General features: G+C 55.2%; 27 protein-coding genes. 26 read left to right on the top strand and 1 reads right to left on the bottom strand.

What is annotated here, in order from left to right; all coding sequences use genetic code 11:
- Nucleotides 1–17 precede the first annotated feature (17 nt).
- The 25 genes from OMR58_RS14745 (at nucleotide 18) to OMR58_RS14625 (ending at nucleotide 18,818) form a co-directional block, all read left to right on the top strand.
- Nucleotides 18–872, top strand: a complete 855-nt coding sequence (locus OMR58_RS14745) for a GPO family capsid scaffolding protein (RefSeq protein WP_057222562.1) — start codon at nucleotides 18–20, stop codon at nucleotides 870–872.
- Nucleotides 873–945: 73 nt separating this feature from the next.
- Nucleotides 946–2,004, top strand: coding sequence for a phage major capsid protein, P2 family (locus tag OMR58_RS14740; RefSeq protein WP_057222561.1), 1,059 nt, complete (start codon nucleotides 946–948; stop codon nucleotides 2,002–2,004).
- 3 nt (nucleotides 2,005–2,007) lie between these two features.
- Nucleotides 2,008–2,751, top strand: a complete 744-nt coding sequence (locus OMR58_RS14735; protein ID WP_085318958.1) for a phage terminase small subunit — start codon at nucleotides 2,008–2,010, stop codon at nucleotides 2,749–2,751.
- Between the two features lie 96 nt (nucleotides 2,752–2,847).
- Entirely contained in the window at nucleotides 2,848–3,354 is a 507-nt protein-coding gene (locus OMR58_RS14730) for a head completion/stabilization protein (protein ID WP_009309691.1), read from the top strand.
- The gene (locus OMR58_RS14725) at nucleotides 3,354–3,557 is read left to right on the top strand and encodes a tail protein X (RefSeq protein WP_040230947.1); all 204 of its coding nucleotides are present in this window, start codon (nucleotides 3,354–3,356) and stop codon (nucleotides 3,555–3,557) included. The genes OMR58_RS14730 and OMR58_RS14725 overlap by 1 nt, the downstream gene beginning before the upstream one ends.
- A 4-nt stretch (nucleotides 3,558–3,561) precedes the next feature.
- Nucleotides 3,562–3,852, top strand: a complete 291-nt coding sequence (locus OMR58_RS14720; RefSeq protein WP_009309693.1) for a phage holin family protein — start codon at nucleotides 3,562–3,564, stop codon at nucleotides 3,850–3,852.
- Nucleotides 3,839–4,336 carry a glycoside hydrolase family 24 protein gene (locus OMR58_RS14715; RefSeq protein ID WP_080936067.1) on the top strand — a complete coding sequence of 166 codons (498 nt, stop codon included), beginning with the start codon at nucleotides 3,839–3,841 and terminating at the stop codon, nucleotides 4,334–4,336. The genes OMR58_RS14720 and OMR58_RS14715 overlap by 14 nt, the downstream gene beginning before the upstream one ends.
- Nucleotides 4,333–4,764: an Rz-like lysis system protein LysB gene (gene lysB, locus OMR58_RS14710; RefSeq protein WP_019704240.1), complete on the top strand. Its 432-nt coding sequence runs from the start codon at nucleotides 4,333–4,335 to the stop codon at nucleotides 4,762–4,764. The genes OMR58_RS14715 and lysB overlap by 4 nt, the downstream gene beginning before the upstream one ends.
- Nucleotides 4,646–4,897, top strand: a complete 252-nt coding sequence (gene lysC, locus OMR58_RS14705; RefSeq protein ID WP_116927959.1) for an Rz1-like lysis system protein LysC — start codon at nucleotides 4,646–4,648, stop codon at nucleotides 4,895–4,897. Before lysB ends, lysC begins: the two co-directional genes overlap by 119 nt.
- Entirely contained in the window at nucleotides 4,860–5,327 is a 468-nt protein-coding gene (locus tag OMR58_RS14700) for a phage tail protein (protein WP_264546286.1), read from the top strand. Before lysC ends, OMR58_RS14700 begins: the two co-directional genes overlap by 38 nt.
- The gene (locus OMR58_RS14695) at nucleotides 5,320–5,769 is read left to right on the top strand and encodes a phage virion morphogenesis protein (protein WP_019704238.1); all 450 of its coding nucleotides are present in this window, start codon (nucleotides 5,320–5,322) and stop codon (nucleotides 5,767–5,769) included. The genes OMR58_RS14700 and OMR58_RS14695 overlap by 8 nt, the downstream gene beginning before the upstream one ends.
- A 116-nt stretch (nucleotides 5,770–5,885) precedes the next feature.
- On the top strand, nucleotides 5,886–6,479 hold the full coding sequence (locus tag OMR58_RS14690; RefSeq protein ID WP_264546297.1) for a phage baseplate assembly protein V: 594 nt from the start codon (nucleotides 5,886–5,888) through the stop codon (nucleotides 6,477–6,479).
- Nucleotides 6,476–6,823, top strand: coding sequence for a GPW/gp25 family protein (locus tag OMR58_RS14685; RefSeq protein ID WP_264546285.1), 348 nt, complete (start codon nucleotides 6,476–6,478; stop codon nucleotides 6,821–6,823). Before OMR58_RS14690 ends, OMR58_RS14685 begins: the two co-directional genes overlap by 4 nt.
- 4 nt (nucleotides 6,824–6,827) lie before the next feature.
- On the top strand, nucleotides 6,828–7,736 hold the full coding sequence (locus OMR58_RS14680) for a baseplate assembly protein (protein WP_264546284.1): 909 nt from the start codon (nucleotides 6,828–6,830) through the stop codon (nucleotides 7,734–7,736).
- 7 nt (nucleotides 7,737–7,743) lie between these two features.
- Nucleotides 7,744–8,331, top strand: a complete 588-nt coding sequence (locus OMR58_RS14675; protein ID WP_264546296.1) for a phage tail protein I — start codon at nucleotides 7,744–7,746, stop codon at nucleotides 8,329–8,331.
- A 1-nt stretch (nucleotide 8,332) separates the two neighbouring features.
- Nucleotides 8,333–10,576, top strand: a complete 2,244-nt coding sequence (locus OMR58_RS14670) for a hypothetical protein (protein WP_264546283.1) — start codon at nucleotides 8,333–8,335, stop codon at nucleotides 10,574–10,576.
- A gap of 1 nt (nucleotide 10,577) precedes the next feature.
- On the top strand, nucleotides 10,578–11,333 hold the full coding sequence (locus OMR58_RS14665; RefSeq protein WP_108451774.1) for a hypothetical protein: 756 nt from the start codon (nucleotides 10,578–10,580) through the stop codon (nucleotides 11,331–11,333).
- Between the two features lie 30 nt (nucleotides 11,334–11,363).
- Nucleotides 11,364–12,422: a phage tail protein gene (locus OMR58_RS14660; protein WP_264546295.1), complete on the top strand. Its 1,059-nt coding sequence runs from the start codon at nucleotides 11,364–11,366 to the stop codon at nucleotides 12,420–12,422.
- A 110-nt stretch (nucleotides 12,423–12,532) separates the two neighbouring features.
- Nucleotides 12,533–13,714, top strand: coding sequence for a phage tail sheath protein (locus tag OMR58_RS14655; protein ID WP_032697531.1), 1,182 nt, complete (start codon nucleotides 12,533–12,535; stop codon nucleotides 13,712–13,714).
- A 13-nt stretch (nucleotides 13,715–13,727) separates the two neighbouring features.
- Nucleotides 13,728–14,243: a phage major tail tube protein gene (locus tag OMR58_RS14650; protein WP_032697532.1), complete on the top strand. Its 516-nt coding sequence runs from the start codon at nucleotides 13,728–13,730 to the stop codon at nucleotides 14,241–14,243.
- A gap of 60 nt (nucleotides 14,244–14,303) precedes the next feature.
- On the top strand, nucleotides 14,304–14,579 hold the full coding sequence (locus OMR58_RS14645) for a phage tail assembly protein (protein ID WP_004195711.1): 276 nt from the start codon (nucleotides 14,304–14,306) through the stop codon (nucleotides 14,577–14,579).
- A 32-nt stretch (nucleotides 14,580–14,611) separates the two neighbouring features.
- The gene (locus tag OMR58_RS14640) at nucleotides 14,612–14,731 is read left to right on the top strand and encodes a GpE family phage tail protein (protein ID WP_014343413.1); all 120 of its coding nucleotides are present in this window, start codon (nucleotides 14,612–14,614) and stop codon (nucleotides 14,729–14,731) included.
- Nucleotides 14,724–17,165, top strand: a complete 2,442-nt coding sequence (locus OMR58_RS14635; RefSeq protein ID WP_264546282.1) for a phage tail tape measure protein — start codon at nucleotides 14,724–14,726, stop codon at nucleotides 17,163–17,165. Before OMR58_RS14640 ends, OMR58_RS14635 begins: the two co-directional genes overlap by 8 nt.
- Before the next feature lie 13 nt (nucleotides 17,166–17,178).
- Nucleotides 17,179–17,658, top strand: a complete 480-nt coding sequence (locus OMR58_RS14630) for a phage tail protein (RefSeq protein ID WP_064159021.1) — start codon at nucleotides 17,179–17,181, stop codon at nucleotides 17,656–17,658.
- Nucleotides 17,658–18,818 (top strand): phage late control D family protein, encoded by a 1,161-nt coding sequence (locus OMR58_RS14625; protein WP_264546281.1) that lies wholly within the window; start codon nucleotides 17,658–17,660, stop codon nucleotides 18,816–18,818. Before OMR58_RS14630 ends, OMR58_RS14625 begins: the two co-directional genes overlap by 1 nt.
- A gap of 34 nt (nucleotides 18,819–18,852) precedes the next feature.
- Here OMR58_RS14625 and OMR58_RS14620 read toward each other — a convergent pair whose 3' ends face one another.
- A complete protein-coding gene (locus OMR58_RS14620; RefSeq protein ID WP_072143322.1) occupies nucleotides 18,853–19,260 on the bottom strand; it encodes a hypothetical protein in 408 nt (135 codons plus the stop codon).
- A gap of 94 nt (nucleotides 19,261–19,354) precedes the next feature.
- On the opposite strand from OMR58_RS14620, the gene OMR58_RS14615 reads away from it, so the two are divergent.
- Complete coding sequence (locus OMR58_RS14615; RefSeq protein ID WP_032454093.1) at nucleotides 19,355–19,573, top strand: DNA-binding transcriptional regulator; 219 nt, start codon at nucleotides 19,355–19,357, stop codon at nucleotides 19,571–19,573.
- Nucleotides 19,574–19,634 lie beyond the last annotated feature (61 nt).

The raw sequence follows: 19,634 nt of genomic DNA, 5'->3' as shown, positions 1-19,634 counted from the left end.
TATCAGGACTCCTGACAATGGCAAAAAAAGTTTCAAAATGGTTTCGCATCGGCGTCGAAGGCGATACCTGTGACGGCCGCGTTATCAGCGCGACGGATATTCAGGAAATGGCCGAGACCTTTGACCCCCGCGTCTACGGTTGCCGCATTAACCTCGAACACCTGAAAGGCATCCTGCCGGATGGCCCGTTCAGTCGTTACGGCGATGTGGTCGAGCTGAAGTCTGAAAAGATTGACGACGATTCGGTACTGAAAGGCAAGCTGGCGCTTTTCGCCAAAATCACCCCGACCGATGACCTGATCGCAATGAATAAAAAATTGCAGAAGGTCTACACCTCAATGGAAATTCAGCCGAATTTCGCCAATAGCGGGAAATGCTACCTGGTCGGCCTGGCGGTGACCGATGACCCGGCCAGTCTCGGCACCGAATACCTCGAATTTTGCCGGGGTGCCAAATTTAACCCCCTCAACCGCTTCAAAGCCGAGCCGGGCAACCTGATTTCCGTCGCCACCCTCGCCGAACTGGAGTTTGAAGACCAGGCGGAAAATGTCTTTACCGCCCTGAGCGACAAAGTGAAAGCGATCTTCAGCCGCAAACAGGCCAGCGATGACGCCCGTTTTCAGGATGTGCATGAAGCCGTGACGACCGTCAGCGAGCACGTGCAGGAAAACCTCACCGCCACAGAGAAGCGCCTTGCCACGCTGGAAAATGCCTTTGCGACGCTGAAACAGGACGTCACCACGAAGGCCGACCAGACCAGCCAGGCATTCAGCCAGTTAAAAACGTCGCTGGATACGACCGAAAGCACCACGCAGCCACGCCGCAAGCTCTCCACCGGCGGCGGTGGCGACGAGCTGCTGACCGACTGCTAAACGGTCGTGAATTTATCGCCGGGCGACAGGCTTGCCCGGTCAGACAACCCGATTTAACCAAACAGGAAAGACTATGCGTCAGGAAACCCGTTTTAAATTCAATGCCTACCTGTCCCGCGTTGCCGAGCTGAACGGCATCGACCCGGCCGACGTGAGTAAAAAATTCAACGTCGAGCCGTCCGTCACGCAAACCATGATGAACACGGTGCAGATGTCCTCGGCATTTTTGCAGAAAATTAATATTGTGCCGGTTGATGAGCTGAAGGGTGAAAAAATTGGCGTTGGCGTCAATGGCACCATCGCCAGCACCACGGACACCAACAGCGGCCAGGAGCGTAAAACCGCCGACTTTACCGCGCTGGAGTCCAAAAAATACGAGTGCGATCAGGTCAACTTTGACTTCCACTTCAAATATAAAAAGCTGGATTTGTGGGCGCGCTTCCAGGACTTCCAGCGCCGTATTCGCGATGCCATCATCCAGCGGCAGGCGCTCGATTTCATCATGGCCGGGTTCAACGGCGTTGAGCGCGCCGAAACCTCTGACCGCGCCGCTCATCCGATGTTGCAGGACGTCGCCGTCGGCTGGCCGCAGAAATACCGCAATGAAGCGCCGACCCGTGTGATGAGCAAAATCGTCGACGAGGAAGGGAACGTGGTTTCCGCTGTTATCCGCGTGGGTAAAAACGGCGATTACGTTAACCTCGATGCGCTGGTCATGGATGCAACCGACAACCTGATTGACGAGATTTATCAGGAAGATTCGGAGCTTGTCGCGATTGTGGGTCGTAAGCTTCTGGCCGACAAATATTTCCCGATCGTCAACAAAGACCAGCCCAACAGCGAAGCGCTCGCGGCTGACATCATCATCAGCCAGAAACGCATCGGCAACCTGCCCGCCGTCCGTGTGCCGTACTTCCCGGCGAACGCGATTATGGTGACGCGTCTCGATAACCTGTCCATCTATTTCATGGATGAAAGTCACCGCCGCTCCATCATCGAAAACCCGAAACTCGACCAGGTGGAAAACTACGAATCGATGAACATCGATTACGTGGTCGAAACTTACGCCGCCGGGTGCTTCATTGAAAATATCAAGCTGGGCGATTTCTCTGCCGCGCAACCGGAGGGCTAACCGATGACGAGCCCCGCACAGCGTCACATGATGCGGGTCTCGGCCATTGAAACCGCGCAGCGGGAAAACAACCCGCTGCGGCATGCCACTGCCTACGAGCAGATGCTGGTTAAGCTGGCCGCAGACCAACGCACGTTAAAAGCCATCTTTGGTAAAGAGCTGAAAGCCACGAAAAAGCGCGAGCTGCTGCCGTTCTATCTGCCGTGGGTCAGTGGCGTGCTGGAACAGGGCAAAGGTGCGCAGGATGACATCGTGATGACCGTCATGCTGTGGCGTCTCGATGTCGGCGATATCGGCGGCGCGATGGATATTGCCCGCTACGCGTTTAAGTACGGTCTGACCATGCCAGGCAAACACCGCCGCCCGCCGCAGTACATGTTTACCGAAGAGGTGGCGCTCGCCGCCATGCGCGCCCATGCCGCCGGTGAACCGGTCGTCATCAGCCAGCTGCTCGACACGCTGGCGCTGACCGCCGCCGCCGATATGCCTGATGAAGTGCGCGCAAAACTGCACAAAATCACCGGCCAGGTGTTGCGGGATAACAAACAGCCCGCCGACGCGCTGGCCCACCTCAAGCGAGCGATGCAGCTCGATTGTCAGGCAGGCGTCAAAAAAGACATTGAACGGCTTGAGCGTGAGCTGAAGCCCAAACCGGCAACGGTCATTAAAGCCCCGGCAAGAGCGCCGCGCGCCGTGAAAACCACGGTGCCGGCTAAACGTGGGCGACCGAAAAAGAACCCCGGTTAACAGAATGCGCCCCGCGCCAGGGCGGCACGCCGGTCGATGAGGGTGATTTACCCGACCTGAGACCGGCGTCCACCGCCCACCTATTCAGAGGTAGTCATGACGACGCTGATTATTAAAAAGAACGATGAGCCGCAGCCGGGTGGCGTGGTGGTCATCCCGCCGCCTGCCAGCGATGAGCCGGTGATAAAAAATACGTTTTTCTTTCCTGACATCGACCCGAAACGCGTGCGTGAAGGGATGCGCCTTGAGCAGACCGTCGCCCCGGCCCGGCTGCGTGAGGCCATCAAAACCGGCATCGCCGAAACCAACGCTGAGCTGTTTTTGTGGCGGGAACAGCAGATTGCCGGAGGTTTTAGCAAGCTGGCCGACGTGCCGGCTGACGATCTCGACGGCGAGAGCGTGCGCGTTTTCTATTACCTGCGCGCCGTCACCTCAATGGCAACCGCCACGCTCTACGAGCGTTATCGCGGTGTGGATGCCAGCGCCAAAGGCGACAAGAAAGCCGACAGTATCGATACCACTGTCGACGAGTTATGGCGGGACATGCGCTGGGCGGTATCACGCGTCCAGGACAAACCCCGCTGCATCGTGAGCCAAATCTGATGCAGACCATCGCGCAACAGGGCGACACGCTCGACATGATTTGCGCCCGGTATTACGGGCGTACTGAGGGGGTATTCGAGTCGGTGCTCGCCGCAAATCCGGGGTTGGCCGAGCTCGGCGCAGTGCTGCCACATGGCACGGTGGTCGAACTGCCCGACGTCCAGTCATCCCCCGTAACTGAAACAATTAATCTGTGGGAGTAAACACATGACGGAAGGTGAAAAAAGCGTCCTGTCACTGTTTTTGATCGGCGTGCTGATTGTCGTCGGGAAAGTGCTGGCCGGTGGCGAGCCCATCACCGCCCGGCTTTTTATTGGTCGTATGCTGCTGGGCGGCTTTGTCTCGATGGTGGCCGGGGTGGCGCTGGTGCAGTTTCCCGACCTGCCGCCTGCTGCCGTGTGCGGATTTGGCTCCATGCTGGGTATCGCCGGTTATCAGGCGGTGGAAATTGCGATTCAGCGCAGGATTAAAAAAGGGGAAAGCGATGGCGGTCATTAAGACACACCCCAACGTCGCGGCATTCCTCGACACGCTGGCGTTTTCAGAGGGTACGGCGACGCACCCGCTGACGAAAAACAACGGGTACGACGTCATTGTCACCGGCTTCGATGGCAGGCCGGAGATTTTTACCGACTATCGCGATCACCCGTTTGCCGGTGGGCGCCCGGCGAAGGTCTTCAATCGTCGCGGGGAAAAATCCACGGCATCCGGGCGTTACCAGCAGCTTTATCTGTTCTGGCCGCATTACAAAAAGCAGCTCGCTTTGCCGGATTTCAGCCCGGCATCACAGGACAGGCTCGCCATTCAGCTGATCCGTGAGCGCGGCGCGCTGGAAGACTTGCAGCAGGGGCGCATTGAACGCGCCATTTCCCGTTGTCGCAACATATGGGCCTCATTGCCGGGCGCGGGGTATGGTCAGCGTGAGCACAGCCTCGACAAACTGGTCGCCGTGTGGCGCAAGGCCGGAGGGGTATCCGCATGAAAATAGTCATTATCCTGCTGGCACTGGCCTGCGCGGGTCTGCTGTGGATGCGACACGATAACAGCAATTTGCGCGCCTCTTTTGAACGTGCGAACCGGGTCGCCGGTACGCAGAAAACCACGATCACCATGCTGAAAAATCAGCTCAATGTGGCCGCAGAGCAGTCGCAGCGTAAAGAGCTGGCGCAGGTCGCCATGAGGGACAAGCTCACGGCGGCTAATCTGCTGGCCTTCAGGCGTGAACAAACTATCACGAGGTTACTCAATGAAAATGACGCGTTTCGTCGCTGGTATCGCGCTGATTTACCTGATGCTGTGCGCCGGTTGCACCAGCGCGCCGCCTGTACCAACGCCGCCGCCGGTGATTGTTTACAACGCCTGCCCGAAGGTCAGCCCCTGCCCGATGCCGGGCAGCGACCCGCTGACTAATGGCGACCTGAGTGCGGATATACGCCAGCTCGAAAACGCTCTGAAAAGCTGCGCAATCCAGGTCGATACGGTTAAACAATGCCAGGATGAAATCGATGCAAAAGCCCAACAGTCTGCGAAAAGCCTTAACTGATGCGGTGCCGGTACTGCGTACCAACCCCGATATGCTTTGCCTTCGCCTGGACGATGGCAACAATACGGCGACGCTGGCGCGCTCCCTGTCGTTTGAAAAGCGGTACACGCTTAACATCGTGGTCACGGATTTTACCGACGATATTGACCTGTTGTTTGTGCCGATTATGGCCTGGCTGCGTGTCAATCAGCCGGACATTATGACAACCGACGAGGGGAGAAAAAAAGGATTTGCCTGGTACGCTGACATTAATAACGACAGCAGCCTCGATGTCAGCATCAGCCTGTTGCTGACCGAGCGCACGCTGGTCAAAGAGGTCGACGGCGCACTGCACGTTGAGAACATCCCGGAGCCGCCACCGCCGGAGCCTGTGACGCGCCCTGTCGAGATGTGGAGTAATGGCGAACTGGTGAGTAAATGGGATGAATGACTTCAAACCCTTTGAGGACAAGCTCGCCGGATTGATAGCGGCCCTTTCCCCCGCCGGGCGGCGTCGGATGACCGCCGACATTGCGAAGAAACTGCGACAGCGGCAACAGCAGCGTATTAAATCGCAGAAAGCACCGGACGGTTCGCCCTTTGCCCCGCGTAAGCGCCCGCCCGTCAGGGCAAAGCAAGGCCGGATTAAGCGCGAGATGTTCGCGAAACTGCGTACCAACCGCTATATGAAAGCGCGCGGCGGCGATAGCGCGGCGGTGGTGGAATTTACCGGGAAAGTGCAGCGCATCGCCCGCGTGCATCAGCTCGGGCTCAAGGATAAACCATCACCAAAAAGCGCCGAAGTTGAATATCCACAACGTCAGCTTTTGGGCTTTACCGAGGACGACCGGCAACTTGTGGAAAGCGTCATTATCGACTACCTCGCCGATTAACGTTGTGCCAGCCAGGGCAAAACGCCCGCAGATTGCCGCCGGAACACCCCGGCGGCATCCTTTCCCCTATGAATACTCTCGCATCTATCCAGGAACTCGCCCGCGCGATACGCAACATGATCCGCACCGGCATCGTCGTCGAAACTGACCTCGACGCCGGGCGCTGTCGCGTACAGACCGGCGGCATTTATACCGACTGGCTCCAGTGGCTGACGCACCGGGCCGGACGCTCGCGCACCTGGTGGGCTCCCTCTGTTGGTGAGCAGGTGATGATTCTGGCCGTAGGCGGCGAACTCGATACCGCCTTTGTGCTGCCGGGTATTTATTCCGATGACAACCCCGCGCCGTCGGCCTCGGCGGATGCCTGGCACGTTGAGTTTCCCGACGGTGCCGTTATGAGTTATGAGCCGGAAACCGGCGCGCTGACTGTCACCGGCATTAAAACTGCCGATGTGACCGCATCCGATACGATTGCCGTCAGCGTGCCGGTGGTGCTGGTAAAAGCCTCGACCCGCGTCACCCTCGATACACCGGAGGTGGTCTGCACCAACAAGCTGACGACCGGCACGCTGGAGGTGAAGCAAGGCGGCAAGATGTCAGGTGATATCGAGCACAGCGGCGGCGCTTTCATTTCCAACGGTGTGCAGGTGGATAAACACGGCCACGGCGGCATCAGGCGCGGCGATGAATGGACGGAGGGGACCCAATGACGGCGCGTTATCTCGGCATGAATCGCACGACCGGTGAAAGCATTTCAGACGTTGACCATATCAGCCAGAGCATCGGGGATATTCTGCGCACGCCCGTCGGCTCCCGCGTCATGCGTCGTGAATACGGCTCGCTGTTGTCGCAGATGATTGACCAGCCTCAGACCCCGGCGCTTGAGCTGCAAATTATGGCGGCGTGCTACATGGCGATCCTGAAGTGGGAGCCGCGCGTCAGGCTGACCAGCATCAGCACAGCGCGGCAGTTTGACGGGCAGATGGTCGTCGACGTGACCGGCCAAATCACCGATACCGGCGAGAGCCTTTTCTTAACCATCCCTGTGAGTTGAACCTATGGCAGTTATCGACCTGAGCCAGCTCCCCGCACCTGATGTGGTGGAAACGCTGGATTTTGAAGCCATCCTCGCCGAGCGCAAAGCGACGCTGATTTCACTGTACCCGGAAGACGAGCAGGAAGCGATCGCCAGGACGCTGACACTGGAGTCAGATCCACTGGTGAAATATCTGGAAGAGAACGCGTATCGGGAAGTGATTTTACGCCAGCGTATCAACGAGGCGGCAAAAGCCGGAATGGTGGCCTATGCCATTAAAAACGACCTCGACCAGCTCGCGGCAAATAATAACGTTGAGCGCCTGGTCATTACCCCCGGAGACGATACACAAATCCCGCCGGTGGCGGCGGTCATGGAATCCGACAGCGATTTACGCCAGCGCATACCGGCTGCTTTTGAGGGGATGAGTGTCGCCGGGCCAACCGGTGCCTATGAATTTCACGCCCTGAGCGCCGATGGTCGTGTCGCGGATGCTTCGGCGAACAGCCCGGCCCCGGCAGAGGTGACTATCGCCGTGCTGTCGCGGGAAGGTGACGGCACCGCGTCGGATGATTTATTGCTGGCCGTCAGTACCGCGCTGAATGATGAGAGCGTGCGCCCGGTCGGTGACCGCCTGACTGTCGTCTCGGCCGAGATTGTCAATTATGCAGTCGATGCCGTGCTGTATGTGTACCCCGGCCCGGCAACCGAGCCGATTCTTGCCGCTGCCAAAGCGCAGTTAACCGCCTATATCACAGAGCAGCGCCGCCTCGGTCGCGATATTCGACTATCTGCCATCTATGCCGCGCTGCATGTGCAGGGTGTCCAGCGCGTCGAACTGCGCGAACCGCTGGCCGACGTCGTGCTCGACAAAACAAAGGCCGCGTACTGCACAGAAACCAGCGTCGTGATCGGGGGCTCCGATGAGTAATTCGCTGATGGCGACCGGTTCGTCGGTGCTGGAACAACGAGCCGCCGAAGCGTGCGCCGTCATCAGCGATTTATCCGTGCCGCTGCGAGATTTATGGAACCCCTGGCGATGCCCGGTAAAGTTTCTGCCCTACCTTGCGTGGGCGTTTTCTGTCGACCGCTGGGAAGAAAACTGGTCGGAAACAGAGAAACGCCAGGCGGTCAGTGAAGCTTTCTGGATCCACCAACGCAAAGGCACCGTTGCCGCCGTTCGCCGGGTTATTGAAACGCTGGGCTACAGTATGACGCTCCAGGAATGGTGGGAGGTGGCCGACCCCGCCGGGACATTCCGCCTTGAGATTGACCTCAATGACATCGGCATCACTGAAACGATGATTAAAGAGCTTGAGCGAATTATTGGCGATGCAAAACCAGTCAGCCGCCATATATCGCAGCTGACACTTTCGGCGAGCGTATATGGTGCCGCTTATATCGGTGTGGGTGTCGTGGATGGTGAAACGATAACGGTATATCCGCCGGGGTACGAACCAGACGACAGTATTTATTTTGATGGCGCAGCCCTGTACGACGAGCATTATCATTTCTCAGGAAAGTAATATGAATATAAATGAATTCGTAAAATGGGAAGAAGGTATTTACCTTATCCGGCGTAATGACAAAGTTGAGGGCGGAAGGGATGGGGCTGCAAATATTCAGGCGACCCAGCTTGCAAACAGGACTGCATACCTGAAAGTGTTGCTGGAAGGCAGTGTGGACTTTAAAAATCTGACCTTCTTCAGGACGGATAATGATCCAGATGGAACTATTACCGGAAACGCTGCCACTACAAGTGGCCAGTTATACCGAGTTGCTCAGGGTTTAAGTTCAGATACTGCATTTATTTATTATCTGAATAACGACGGCGTGGCGGAAGCTGTTGCGTACTCGCCATCTAATGCCGCAGTGGAAAAAATCAAACAGACTATTTCTGACGCCCCTGAAGTGCCGCGAATTGCACAATGGGAGTCGGAGGGCGGCTTTGTGCTGGCCTGGCTTGATAATGGCGCACTGAAAACTACCGATTTTGAGGTGGGTGCTAAAGGTCTGTCTATGGATATTCTGGCTTTTGAAGAGAATGCCAACAGCGAGCATATTACGCAGGATGAGTACGGGTTTGTTCTGGAAAAACGCTCTTCCGGTGATATTGAGAATATCAGCGGGAAATATGCAGCATCACAACGGGAAGAAAAGACGCTTGAGGATGAGTACGGGTTTATTATCGAACGTCGCACCGCTGATGCCCGCGAAGATATCAGCGGAAAATACAAAACATCCCGCAACAATGATGTCGTTATTGAAGATGAGTACGGATTTCATATATTTTCTGCGATGAAGGCAGGCGCGCCGACAGAGCCGCAGGATACAGGGGCTACCCGTGCCGCTTTTATTGCCAGTATGGATAATCTCGCGCTGGCGGGTTCCTCTTCCATATATAACCGTCTGGTAACAGGCATTCAGCGCCCGGTGTTCGATTTTAATCTGATTATCACTTACGGTCAGTCGTTATCAACCGGAACGGAAGGCTGGCCGGCACTGTCGGTATTACCTGTCGAATCTGAAAATGTGCTGATGTTTGGTGATTCCGTTCGACCTACAACAGACCGTGACACCGGCGGCAGTAAGTGGGTGCCGATGGGCGGGGAAAAACTTCAGCCGCTGATTGCCGTCACTCAGACCAAAGGCGGCAGCGGTATCCTGACCGCAGAGGAAGTGGCGAGCCTGGCTCCAGGGGCAACGAATGAAGGCGAAACTTTTGATGTAGGTGCTGTCAATTTCTGGCGCAAGTTGCAGAACGATTTCCGGGGTGTCAGCGTTAACCCGGAACGGAAAATTGTCGTGCTGAACTGCGGCGTGCAGGGGCGAACGGTTGAGCAGCTCTCAAAAGGTAATGCATTGAATCACTATAACCGGGTGATTGAGGCCGTCACAAAGGTAAAAGCCTGTATCGCGAATCAGTACCCGGCGGCAAGTGTAGGCATCACCGCTATTCTTTATGCCCAGGGAGAGTGGAACTACTGGGTTGATGGCTCAGGTACGCATGACCGGGCGACATTTCTTGAGCTGACAAAAAAACTGCGCACTGATCTGATTTCTGACTGCGCCTACGGTATCTGCGGACAATCGCTGCCTCCTGCCTGGGTGACTTATCAGACCGGTGCAGGCTATACCGTTGATACGCAGGATTTAGCCATCGGCATGGCACAAATCGACATGGCTGATACCGTGCCGGGGTGCTGGATGGCGACGCCGGTCTATCCGGTAACAGACAAAAACGGGCATCTCGACCCTAACGGTTATCGTTGGGCCGGGATGCAATTTGGCAAAGTTCTGCACCGTATTCTCGACAGGGGTATGGACTGGAAACCACTCAAGCCAATTAAAGCTGTCCGGTATTCTGACAAAGAAATTATTGTGAGTTTCCTGACTCCCTCGCCGCCGCTGCAATTTAAAGAAAGCTACGTGGTGAATATTTCCACGCAGTATCCGAATAAGGGATTTCTGGTAAAGGATGCAAACGGCGTGGTGGGTATTGAGTCCGTATCCATTGTGGGACAGTCCGTTGTGTCCGTGCTGTTGAGTTCCGTGCCGGTGGGTGAAGTTTATCTCTGGTACGCGCCGGGTACTACCTATCGGGGAAACGGAAATCTTTGTGACAGCGATTTCACTGTGGCCCCTTACAACTACGAATATCGCGCTGGCAGCGGACAGTATGCATCGGCAAATATCGCCGCACTTGTGAATAAACCTTATCCGTTAAATAACTTTTGTGTGGCATTTCGAATTAAATGTGAGGATATCTGATATGGGACTTCGACAAATTATTAAGGGCATTGACGGTTCGCAGCAGAATATCGGTTATTCCGCAGTCGTTCCTGAAGGGCTACAGTTTATTAACTTCTTTGGCGGTGATGTTGGTCAGGGGCGAAATCTGGCCGACGGCGGTTTACCTGCCCGCGTAATTGGCGAGCCGGTGGTAGGGAGCATGTCTCAGGGGGTGATTTGCACATCCCATGAATCATATATTAAGACCGGCGTTCCTCAGTCGGCAAAAATGACTGTCATGGGGGTGTTTTGCCCGACCAGTGACAGCCGGGCCTATGCGATTTCTAATGCCAGCACCACGCGGCCTATCGGCTTTTCGGTCTATTCGGAGCCTTCAGCTACTGCCGGAGTGCAAAACCTGCGTATTCAGATGGGCGGAAAGCAAAGCAGTGATGGCGCAAACGCCGTTGCAACCGCAGCCATTGCTGCCGCCATTAAAAATAATGTACCGATGGCTTTTGCCGGAACGGTGGACTATTCGAATCTGGATGAGACGAAGGTTGTCATCATGCACCTGAAAGGTGGAGCGAAGAATAACGTCACCACGTCATTCACGCAGGCGGGTTCCGGTTTACCCGGCCTGTTGATTGGCTCTGAAATGGATGCCGTGACCTATGCGGGGGCGCGGGTGCTGGCGATGGCGGTATGGAACCGCGTTTTAACCGATGATGAAATCACCGCGCAGTATCAGCAGATTCAGCGCTACTACCTGGGCGTTCATGGGCTGGACATTTAAGCGGGGGTGAAAATGGGCACGCCAAAATTTATGGCAATCCTGACCGCTGAAGGTGAAAGGAAAATGGCGGAGGCGGCGTTATCAGGTGAGCCTGTAGGCTTCTCCCATATGGGCGTCGGCGATGGCGGCGGGACGCTGCCTCAACCCTACGCCACGCAGACGGGGTTGATTAACGAACTGTACCGCGCACCGCTTAACAGGCTTGTTATCGCTGACAGCGGTGCAAATATTATCCGGGCCGAAATGGTGATGTTTCCCCAGGTTGGCGGATTCTGGCTGCGCGAAGCGGCGCTCTATGACGATGAGGGCGTGTGTCTGGCGGTGGCAAACCTGCCGCCGTCGTATAAACCGCTACTGGCGGAAGGCTCGGGCAGACAGCAGGCGCTAAATCTGTGGATTGCGGTTAACAATACCGCCGATGTGCAGCTGATGACCGACCCGGCCGTTATTGTTGCCTCAGTCGCTGAGGTTGAGCGGGCAAAAAATGAGGCAAAGGATTATGCCGATAATGTTGCAGGGCAGCTCGACACGGATATTCAGCAGGTGATTGCTGATGCGATAACGGCGGCAAAGCGTGATTTCTGGGAAGACGATAACCCCGTCGGCACCACGCGATTTTTTAATCAGAACGTCAACCCGAATGAAAAGTGGCCCTGGTCGCAATGGCTGTACACCGGCGAAAACAAAACGATTCGAGTTGCGAAAGCCGATGGCTCGAACGTCGGGACGACCGGTGGTAGCGATACCGTCACGCTCCAGAAGGCCAACCTGCCCGCCGTTCAGATTGATGTGAGTGGCGAAACCAGCGAACAGGCAGAGGAGAAACTGAAGACCACGCGCGGCGGTGTTCACAATCATGGTGGGGTGGCCGGTAAAGATGACCCCTGGGAAATCGGCGGCGATGTGCGTCAGCTCTTTAACCCTAAAGAGCTGGGCGTGACAGATGATGCCGGAGAGCACGACCATGAAGTCACAGTACCGCCGCATAAACATACGACCACCGGCAAAACCGCCAACCTCGGCGAAGGAAAATCGTTCAGCGTGGTGGAAGCGCACACCCTGCTTATGTGCTGGAGCCGCGTCGCCTGACCCTGTGACGGTCATTCCTGTTGTACCGTCCCTGTTACAGCGGGGATGACTCGTCACCCCTTCCCCCACGATTGAAAATAATGCTCACACTTAACCACGGAGTTAAACGGATGAGCGATTTTCATCACGGCGTCCAGGTTGTCGAGATTAACGACGGCACCCGCGTCATTTCCACCGTATCAACGGCGATTATCGGCATGGTCTGTACGGCCAGCGATGCCGATGCCGCCACCTTCCCACTCAATAAGCCCGTACTGATTACCAGCGTGCAAAGCGCCATTGCGAAAGCGGGTACAAAAGGCACCCTGGCCGCATCCCTCCAGGCAATCGCCGACCAGTCGAAACCGGTCATTGTCGTTGTGCGCGTTGCCGAAGGTACCGGCGACGATGCCGAAGCGCAGACTATCTCTAATATCATCGGCGGCACTGACGAAAGCGGCAATTACACCGGGCTGAAAGCGCTGCTCACAGCGGAGGCTGTCACCGGCGTTAAACCGCGCATCCTTGGCGTGCCGGGTCTCGATTCACTTGAGGTTGCTACCGCGCTCGCGCCGATTTGCCAGAAGCTGCGCGCCTTTGGCTATGTCAGCGCCTGGGATTGCCAGAACATTTCCGAGGCGATGCTCTATCGCGAGAATTTCAGCCAGCGTGAGCTGATGGTTATCTGGCCCGATTTTCTGGCATGGGATACCACGGCGAACGCGACCGAAACCGCCTGGGCGACTGCCCGCGCGCTGGGCCTGCGCGCCAAAATCGACCAGGACACCGGCTGGCATAAAACCCTGTCAAACGTTGGCGTGAATGGCGTCACCGGCATCAGCGCGTCGGTCTTCTGGGATTTGCAGGAATCCGGCACCGATGCCGACCTGCTTAACGAGGCTGGCGTCACCACGCTGATTCGCAAAGACGGGTTTCGATTTTGGGGTAACCGCTGCTGTTCAGATGACCCCCTGTTCCTGTTTGAGAACTACACCCGCACCGCGCAGGTTATCGCTGACACAATGGCCGCTGGTCACATGTGGGCGGTCGACAAGCCGATCACTGCCACGCTGATTAAGGACATCGTTGCGGGTATCAATGCGAAATTCCGCGAGATGAAAACGGCGGGCTATATCGTCGATGCGACCTGCTGGTTTGATGAATCGGCCAACGACGCGGCGACCCTCAAAGCCGGGAAACTGTATATCGATTACGACTATACGCCGGTTCCCCCTCTCGAAAACCTGACGCTACGCCAGCGCATTACCGATAAATACCTGGCGAATCTGGTGTCATCGGTTAACAGCAATTAAGGAGCCCTGACCAATGGCAATGCCGCGCAAGCTCAAATACCTGAACACGTTTTTAGATGGCGTCAGCTATCTCGGCGTTATCGAGTCCGTCACTCTGCCAAAGCTGACCCGTAAGCTGGAAAACTACCGGGGCGGCGGGATGTCAGGCTCGGCCCCGGTCGATTTCGGCCTCGACGATGACGCGCTGGCGATGGAGATTTCCCTCGGCGGCTTCCCTGATGATGCGATCTGGTCGCTTTATGGTGCCGTCGGTACCGGGACGCTACTGCGCTACGCAGGCTCTTACCAGCGGGACGATACCGGCGAAACCGTGGCGGTGGAAGTTGAGACCCGTTTCAAGGTGAAGGAAGTCGATAACGGCGAGAGCAAACAGGGCGAGGATACCAGCAGCAAATTATCGCTGGTCTGCTCGTACTACAAGCTGACCATGAACGGTAAAGAGCTGGTAGAAATCGACGTCCTCAACATGATTGAGAAGGTGAACGGCGTCGACCGACTCGACCAGCACCGCCGCAATATCGGCCTGTAATTTTACCCCGGCCAGCACGCCTGGCCGGTTAACCCCGAATCCGTAAACAGCGAGAAAATCATGAGCAAAGAAAACATCGTCACCCTGGAAAACCCCATCAAACGCGGCGAGCAGGTCATCGAAAAAATCACCCTGATGAAGCCCAACGCCGGAACCCTGCGCGGTGTCAGCCTGGCCGACGTTGCGCGCTCTGAAGTCGACGCCCTGATTAAAGTGCTGCCGCGTATGACCAGCCCATCACTCACCGAGTCGGATGTCGTCATGATGGATTTACCCGATTTGATGGCGCTGGCAACAAAGGTGATCGGTTTTTTGTCGCCGAATTTGGCGGATTAAATTTCCCGAAAGACCTGTCGGTCGATGACCTGATGGCGGATATCGCGGTGATTTTTCACTGGCCGCCATCAGAGTTATATCCCATGAGCCTGACCGAGCTCACCACCTGGCGCGAAAAGGCGCTACAGCGAAGCGGAAACACGAATGAGTAACGACGTTAAATTGCAGGTATTACTCAAGGCTGTTGACCAGGCGACCCGCCCGTTTAAATCCATCCAGACAGCGAGCAAAACGCTGTCTGGAGATATCCGGGACACTCAAAAATCACTGCGTGAGCTGAATGGCCAGGCGTCCCGTATTGACGGGTTTCGCAAGGCCAGCGCGCAACTTGCCGTTACCGGTCAGGAGCTGAAGAAAGCGAAACAGGAAGCCGCCGCGCTGGCGATCCAGTTTAGAAATACCGAACAGCCGACGCGCGCGCAGGCGCAGGCAATGGATGCCGCACGTAAAAGCGCCGCCGCACTCCAGCTCAAACACAATAGCTTGCGGCAGGCCGTACAACGCCAGCGGCAGGAACTCAGCCAGGCGGGAATTAATACCCGCACCCTGGCGGCAGACGAGCGCCGGTTAAAAACCAGCATCAGCGAAACAACGGCGCAGCTCAATCGCCAGCGTGAAGCACTGGCGCGGGTCAGCGCACAACAGGCAAAGCTCAACGCGGTTAAGCAGCGATATCAGGCCGGTAAAGAGCTAGCCGGAAACGCGGCGGCAATGGGGGCCGCTGGTGTTGGTATGGCAACGACCGGAACGCTGGCCGGTGTGGCGCTTATGAAGCCGGGATATGATTTTGCTCAAAAAAACTCCGAGTTACAGGCCGTGCTCGGCGTGGCGAAAGAATCAGCCGAAATGATGGCACTGCGAAAGCAGGCCCGACAGCTCGGCGACAATACCGCCGCCTCTGCTGATGATGCGGCAGGCGCTCAAATTATCATTGCGAAAGCGGGCGGAGATGCGGCAGCAATCCAGGCGGCGACCCCCGTCACGCTTAATATGGCGCTCGCTAACCGTCGGACGATGGAAGAGAACGCCGGCTTGCTGATGGGGATGAAATCAGCGTTCCAGCTAACTAATGATCAGGTCTCTCACATCGGTGATGTCCTGTCGATGACAATGAATAAAACCGCCGCAGATTTTGACGGGCTTAGTGATGCGCTGACATATGCTGCGCCGGTGGCTAAAAATGCCGGTGTCAGTATTGAGGAAGCCGCTGCAATGGTTGGCGCCCTACATGATGCGAAAATTACGGGGTCAATGGCTGGTACGGGTAGCCGCGCTATTTTAAGTCGATTACAGGCACCGACCGGGCAAGCCTACGTGGCGATTAAAGAGCTTGGGGTTAAAACGGCAGACAGTAAAGGGAATACCCGCCCGATATTTACCATCCTGAAGGAAATGCAGGCCAGTTTTGAAAAAAATAAGCTGGGTACCGGTCAGCGCGCTGAATACATGAAAACGATCTTCGGTGAAGAGGCCAGCTCTGCCGCCGCTGTTTTGATGAACGCGGCTCAATCAGGAAAGCTGGACAAGCTCACTGCTGCATTTAAAGCCTCTGACGGTAAGACGGAGGAACTAGTTAAGGTTATGCAGGACAACCTCGGCGGCGACTTTAAAGAGTTTCAGTCGGCATATGAGGCTGTAGGTACTGACCTTTTTGACCAGCAGGAGTCCTCCTTACGAAAACTGGTGCAAACAGCTACCGGCTACGTGCTCAAACTTGATAAATGGATCCAGCAAAATAAAGAGCTCGCGCAGACGCTGGGGGTGATTACCGCTGTGGCGATCGGGGTCGTGGGGATGATTGGGGCTATTGGGCTGATTGCCTGGCCGGTAATAACCGGTGTAAATGCCATCATCGCCGCTGCGACGGCGCTCGGTACCGTATTTACTACGGTGGCCGGTGGCGTCGTTACTGCAATTGGCGCGATCTCTTGGCCGGTTGTTGCTGTCGTGGCCGCAATAGTGGCCGGGGCATTGCTCATCCGTAAATATTGGGAACCCATCAGCGCGTTTTTTGGCGGCGTGATGGAAGGATTGCGCACGGTCTTTGCGCCAGTAGCAGAACTATTTGCACCGCTTAAACCGATGTTTGACTGGCTGGGCGGAAAACTGAAAGCCGCATGGGACTGGTTTAACAACCTGATCGCGCCGGTCAAATCATCGCAGGAAACCTTGAACAGTTTTCGAGATGCCGGTGTGTTGTTTGGTCAGCGCCTGGCTGACGCTCTTACGTTACCGCTTACAGCATTCAATAAGCTGCGCAGCGGTATCGATTGGGTGCTTGAAAAGCTCGGCATAATCAACAAAGAGTCCAGCACGCTTGACCAGACTGCTGCAAAAGCAAATGCAGCCACGCAGGGTAACTCTTATATCCCGGCTACTAGTACTTATAGCGGCTATCAGGCATATCAACCCGTCACTGCACCCGCCGGACGTTCTTACATCGACCAGAGTAAAAGCGAGTATCACATTTCCGTTGATGGTGGCGGTAACGGCACTCAGCTCGATCGCCAGCTACAAGATGCGCTCGAAAAATTTGAGCGTGAAAAACGCGCCCGCCAGCGTGCCAGCATGAACCACGACGGATAGGAGGTGACGAAAAATGATGCTCGCACTCGGTATGTTTGTTTTTATGCGCCAGACGTTGCCACACCAGACGATGCAACGCGATGCCGAATATCGGTGGCCGTCAAACTCCCGCGTAGGTAAGCGGGATTCTTTCCAGTATCTGGGGCCGGGTGAGGAAAAAATTACCTTGGCCGGGACGCTTTACCCTGAGTTGACCGGCGGAAAGCTGACGATGACGGCTATTCGTCTGATGGCTGACCAGGGGCGAGCCTGGCCGTTACTGGATGGTACTGGCACGATTTACGGTATGTACGTCATCAATAATATCAGCGAGACAGGAAGCCTGTTTTTTGCGGACGGCACGGCGCGTAAAATTGATTTTACGCTGACACTCACCCGGGTGGATGAATCCCTTGCGGCGCTGTATGGCGATATCGGCGAACAGGCAAAATCACTGATTGGCAAGGCGGGAAATATGGCCTCGTCAGTGGCTGGCATGGTGGGGATTAGCTGATGCTGGATATGCTTAATCTTAATGCGGGTGGCGTACTGACGCCCGATTTTATGCTGATGCTCGACAGCAAAGATATTACCGGCAACATCAGCAACCGGTTGATGAGCCTGACCATGACAGACAATCGCGGATTCGAGGCCGACCAACTCGATATCGAACTTGATGATGCTGACGGGCTGGTCGAGCTGCCGTTACGCGGTGCCGTACTGACGCTTTACCTCGGGTGGAAAGGCTTTGCGTTGATTGGTAAGGGAAGTTTTACCGTCGATGAGGTTGAACATCATGGCGCGCCAGATACGGTGACAATCCGCGCCCGTAGCGCCGATTTTCGGGGGACGCTTAACTCACGTCGGGAAGAGTCCTGGCATGACAAGACGCTCGGCGAGATCGTGGCAGCGATAGCGACACGTAACAAACTGACATCGAGCGTTATACCTGAGCTGGCCGGAATAAAAATTCCGCATATCGACCAGTCACAGGAATCGGATGCCAAATTTTTGACACGGCTCGCCGAGCGAAACGGCGGTGAGGTTTCGGTAAAAGCTGGAAAGTTACTTTTCCTCAAAGCCGGTCGTGGGGTTACAGCCAGCGGAAAAGCCATTCCGCAGGTCACGATCACCCGCAGCGATGGCGACCGCCATCAGTTTTCTATTGCTGACCGTGGGGCATATACCGGCGTTACGGCAAAGTGGTTGCACACCAAAGACCCGAAGCCACAAAAACAAAAGGTTACGTTAAAACGCAAACCAAAAGAGCAGCATTTACGCGCGCTACAGCACCCCAAAGCCAAACCGGTAACGAAGAAAAAAACGGTGAAGACGCCGGAAGCCAGGGAGGGTGAATACATGGTCGGCGAGGATGACAACGTGTTTGCCCTGACGACAATATTTTCAACCAAAGCCCAGGCCATGCGAGCCGCCCAGGCCAAATGGGACAAACTGCAACGTGGTGTTGCTGAGTTTTCTATCAGGCTGGCGACGGGGCGCGCAGACCTTTACCCTGAGACGCCGGTACAGGTTGCAGGCTTTAAGCGCGTCATAGACGAGCAATCGTGGACAATTACTAAGGTAATGCACTCTTTGAGTAACGGCGGATTCACGACGAGATTAGAGCTTGAGGTGAGGCTGTCGGATGTTGAGTATGAGGCAGTTGCAGATTAAAAAAACAACCCGTATAGAGTCGGGTTGTTAAATTTTATTTTGATGTGTAGGTGCGCGTATTTCCGTACATCAGGCTTTTGGCTTGGTCATCCATTAGTTCGCCCATTTTTTTACATGTAGTCAAAGGGTGTTCAAATGTATAACCAAGTGCGGAAAACTTATTAACGACGTGTATCTCTGCCGTTGTTTTGAGGAAAGATGTAGGGGCATCTTTAAGCCAGATAGGAGTGCAAACTCCGGATGATATCAAGGCTTCATATGCTTCCGATGAAACTTTATTGGCTGGTAACGTGATCTTAATGCTATTTGATGTTTGGACAATCTCAGCAGGTTGCCACGGCTTTAAACTTTTATTTAATGTTTGCATATCAATGCTTTGAGCGAATGCATTGTAGGAAAAAACTATGGAGGAGCATAAAAGAGTTGTTTTGATGAGTTTCATGAGGCGTCCTTATCTATGAGTTATGAATACCTATTTCACGTTAAGTGAATTTTGTGTATGATTTATTCACTTAAGGTTGTTGTTTGGGGGAGCTATGTTCCATTGTCCAAAGTGTCAGCATGCGGCACATGCACGTACCAGTCGTTATCTAAGTGAAAATACTAAAGAACGTTACCACCAATGCACAAACATCAATTGCAGTTGCACATTTGTGACAATGGAATCTGTTGAGCGATTTATTGTAACTCCAGGGGTGATTATACCCGCACCTCCACACCCCTCAACAGGAGGGCAAAGAACATTGTGGCTGTAGATATGACCCGCTTAGTGCGGGTTTTTTTATAGATGAAAAAGGTCGAGCAGGTTCTATACAA

Source organism: Erwinia sp. INIA01, assembly GCF_025947915.1.
GTDB lineage: Bacteria > Pseudomonadota > Gammaproteobacteria > Enterobacterales > Enterobacteriaceae > Erwinia > Erwinia coffeiphila.
Note: the sequence above shows the minus strand (reverse complement) of the source record. Positions and strands in the feature narration are given on the sequence as shown.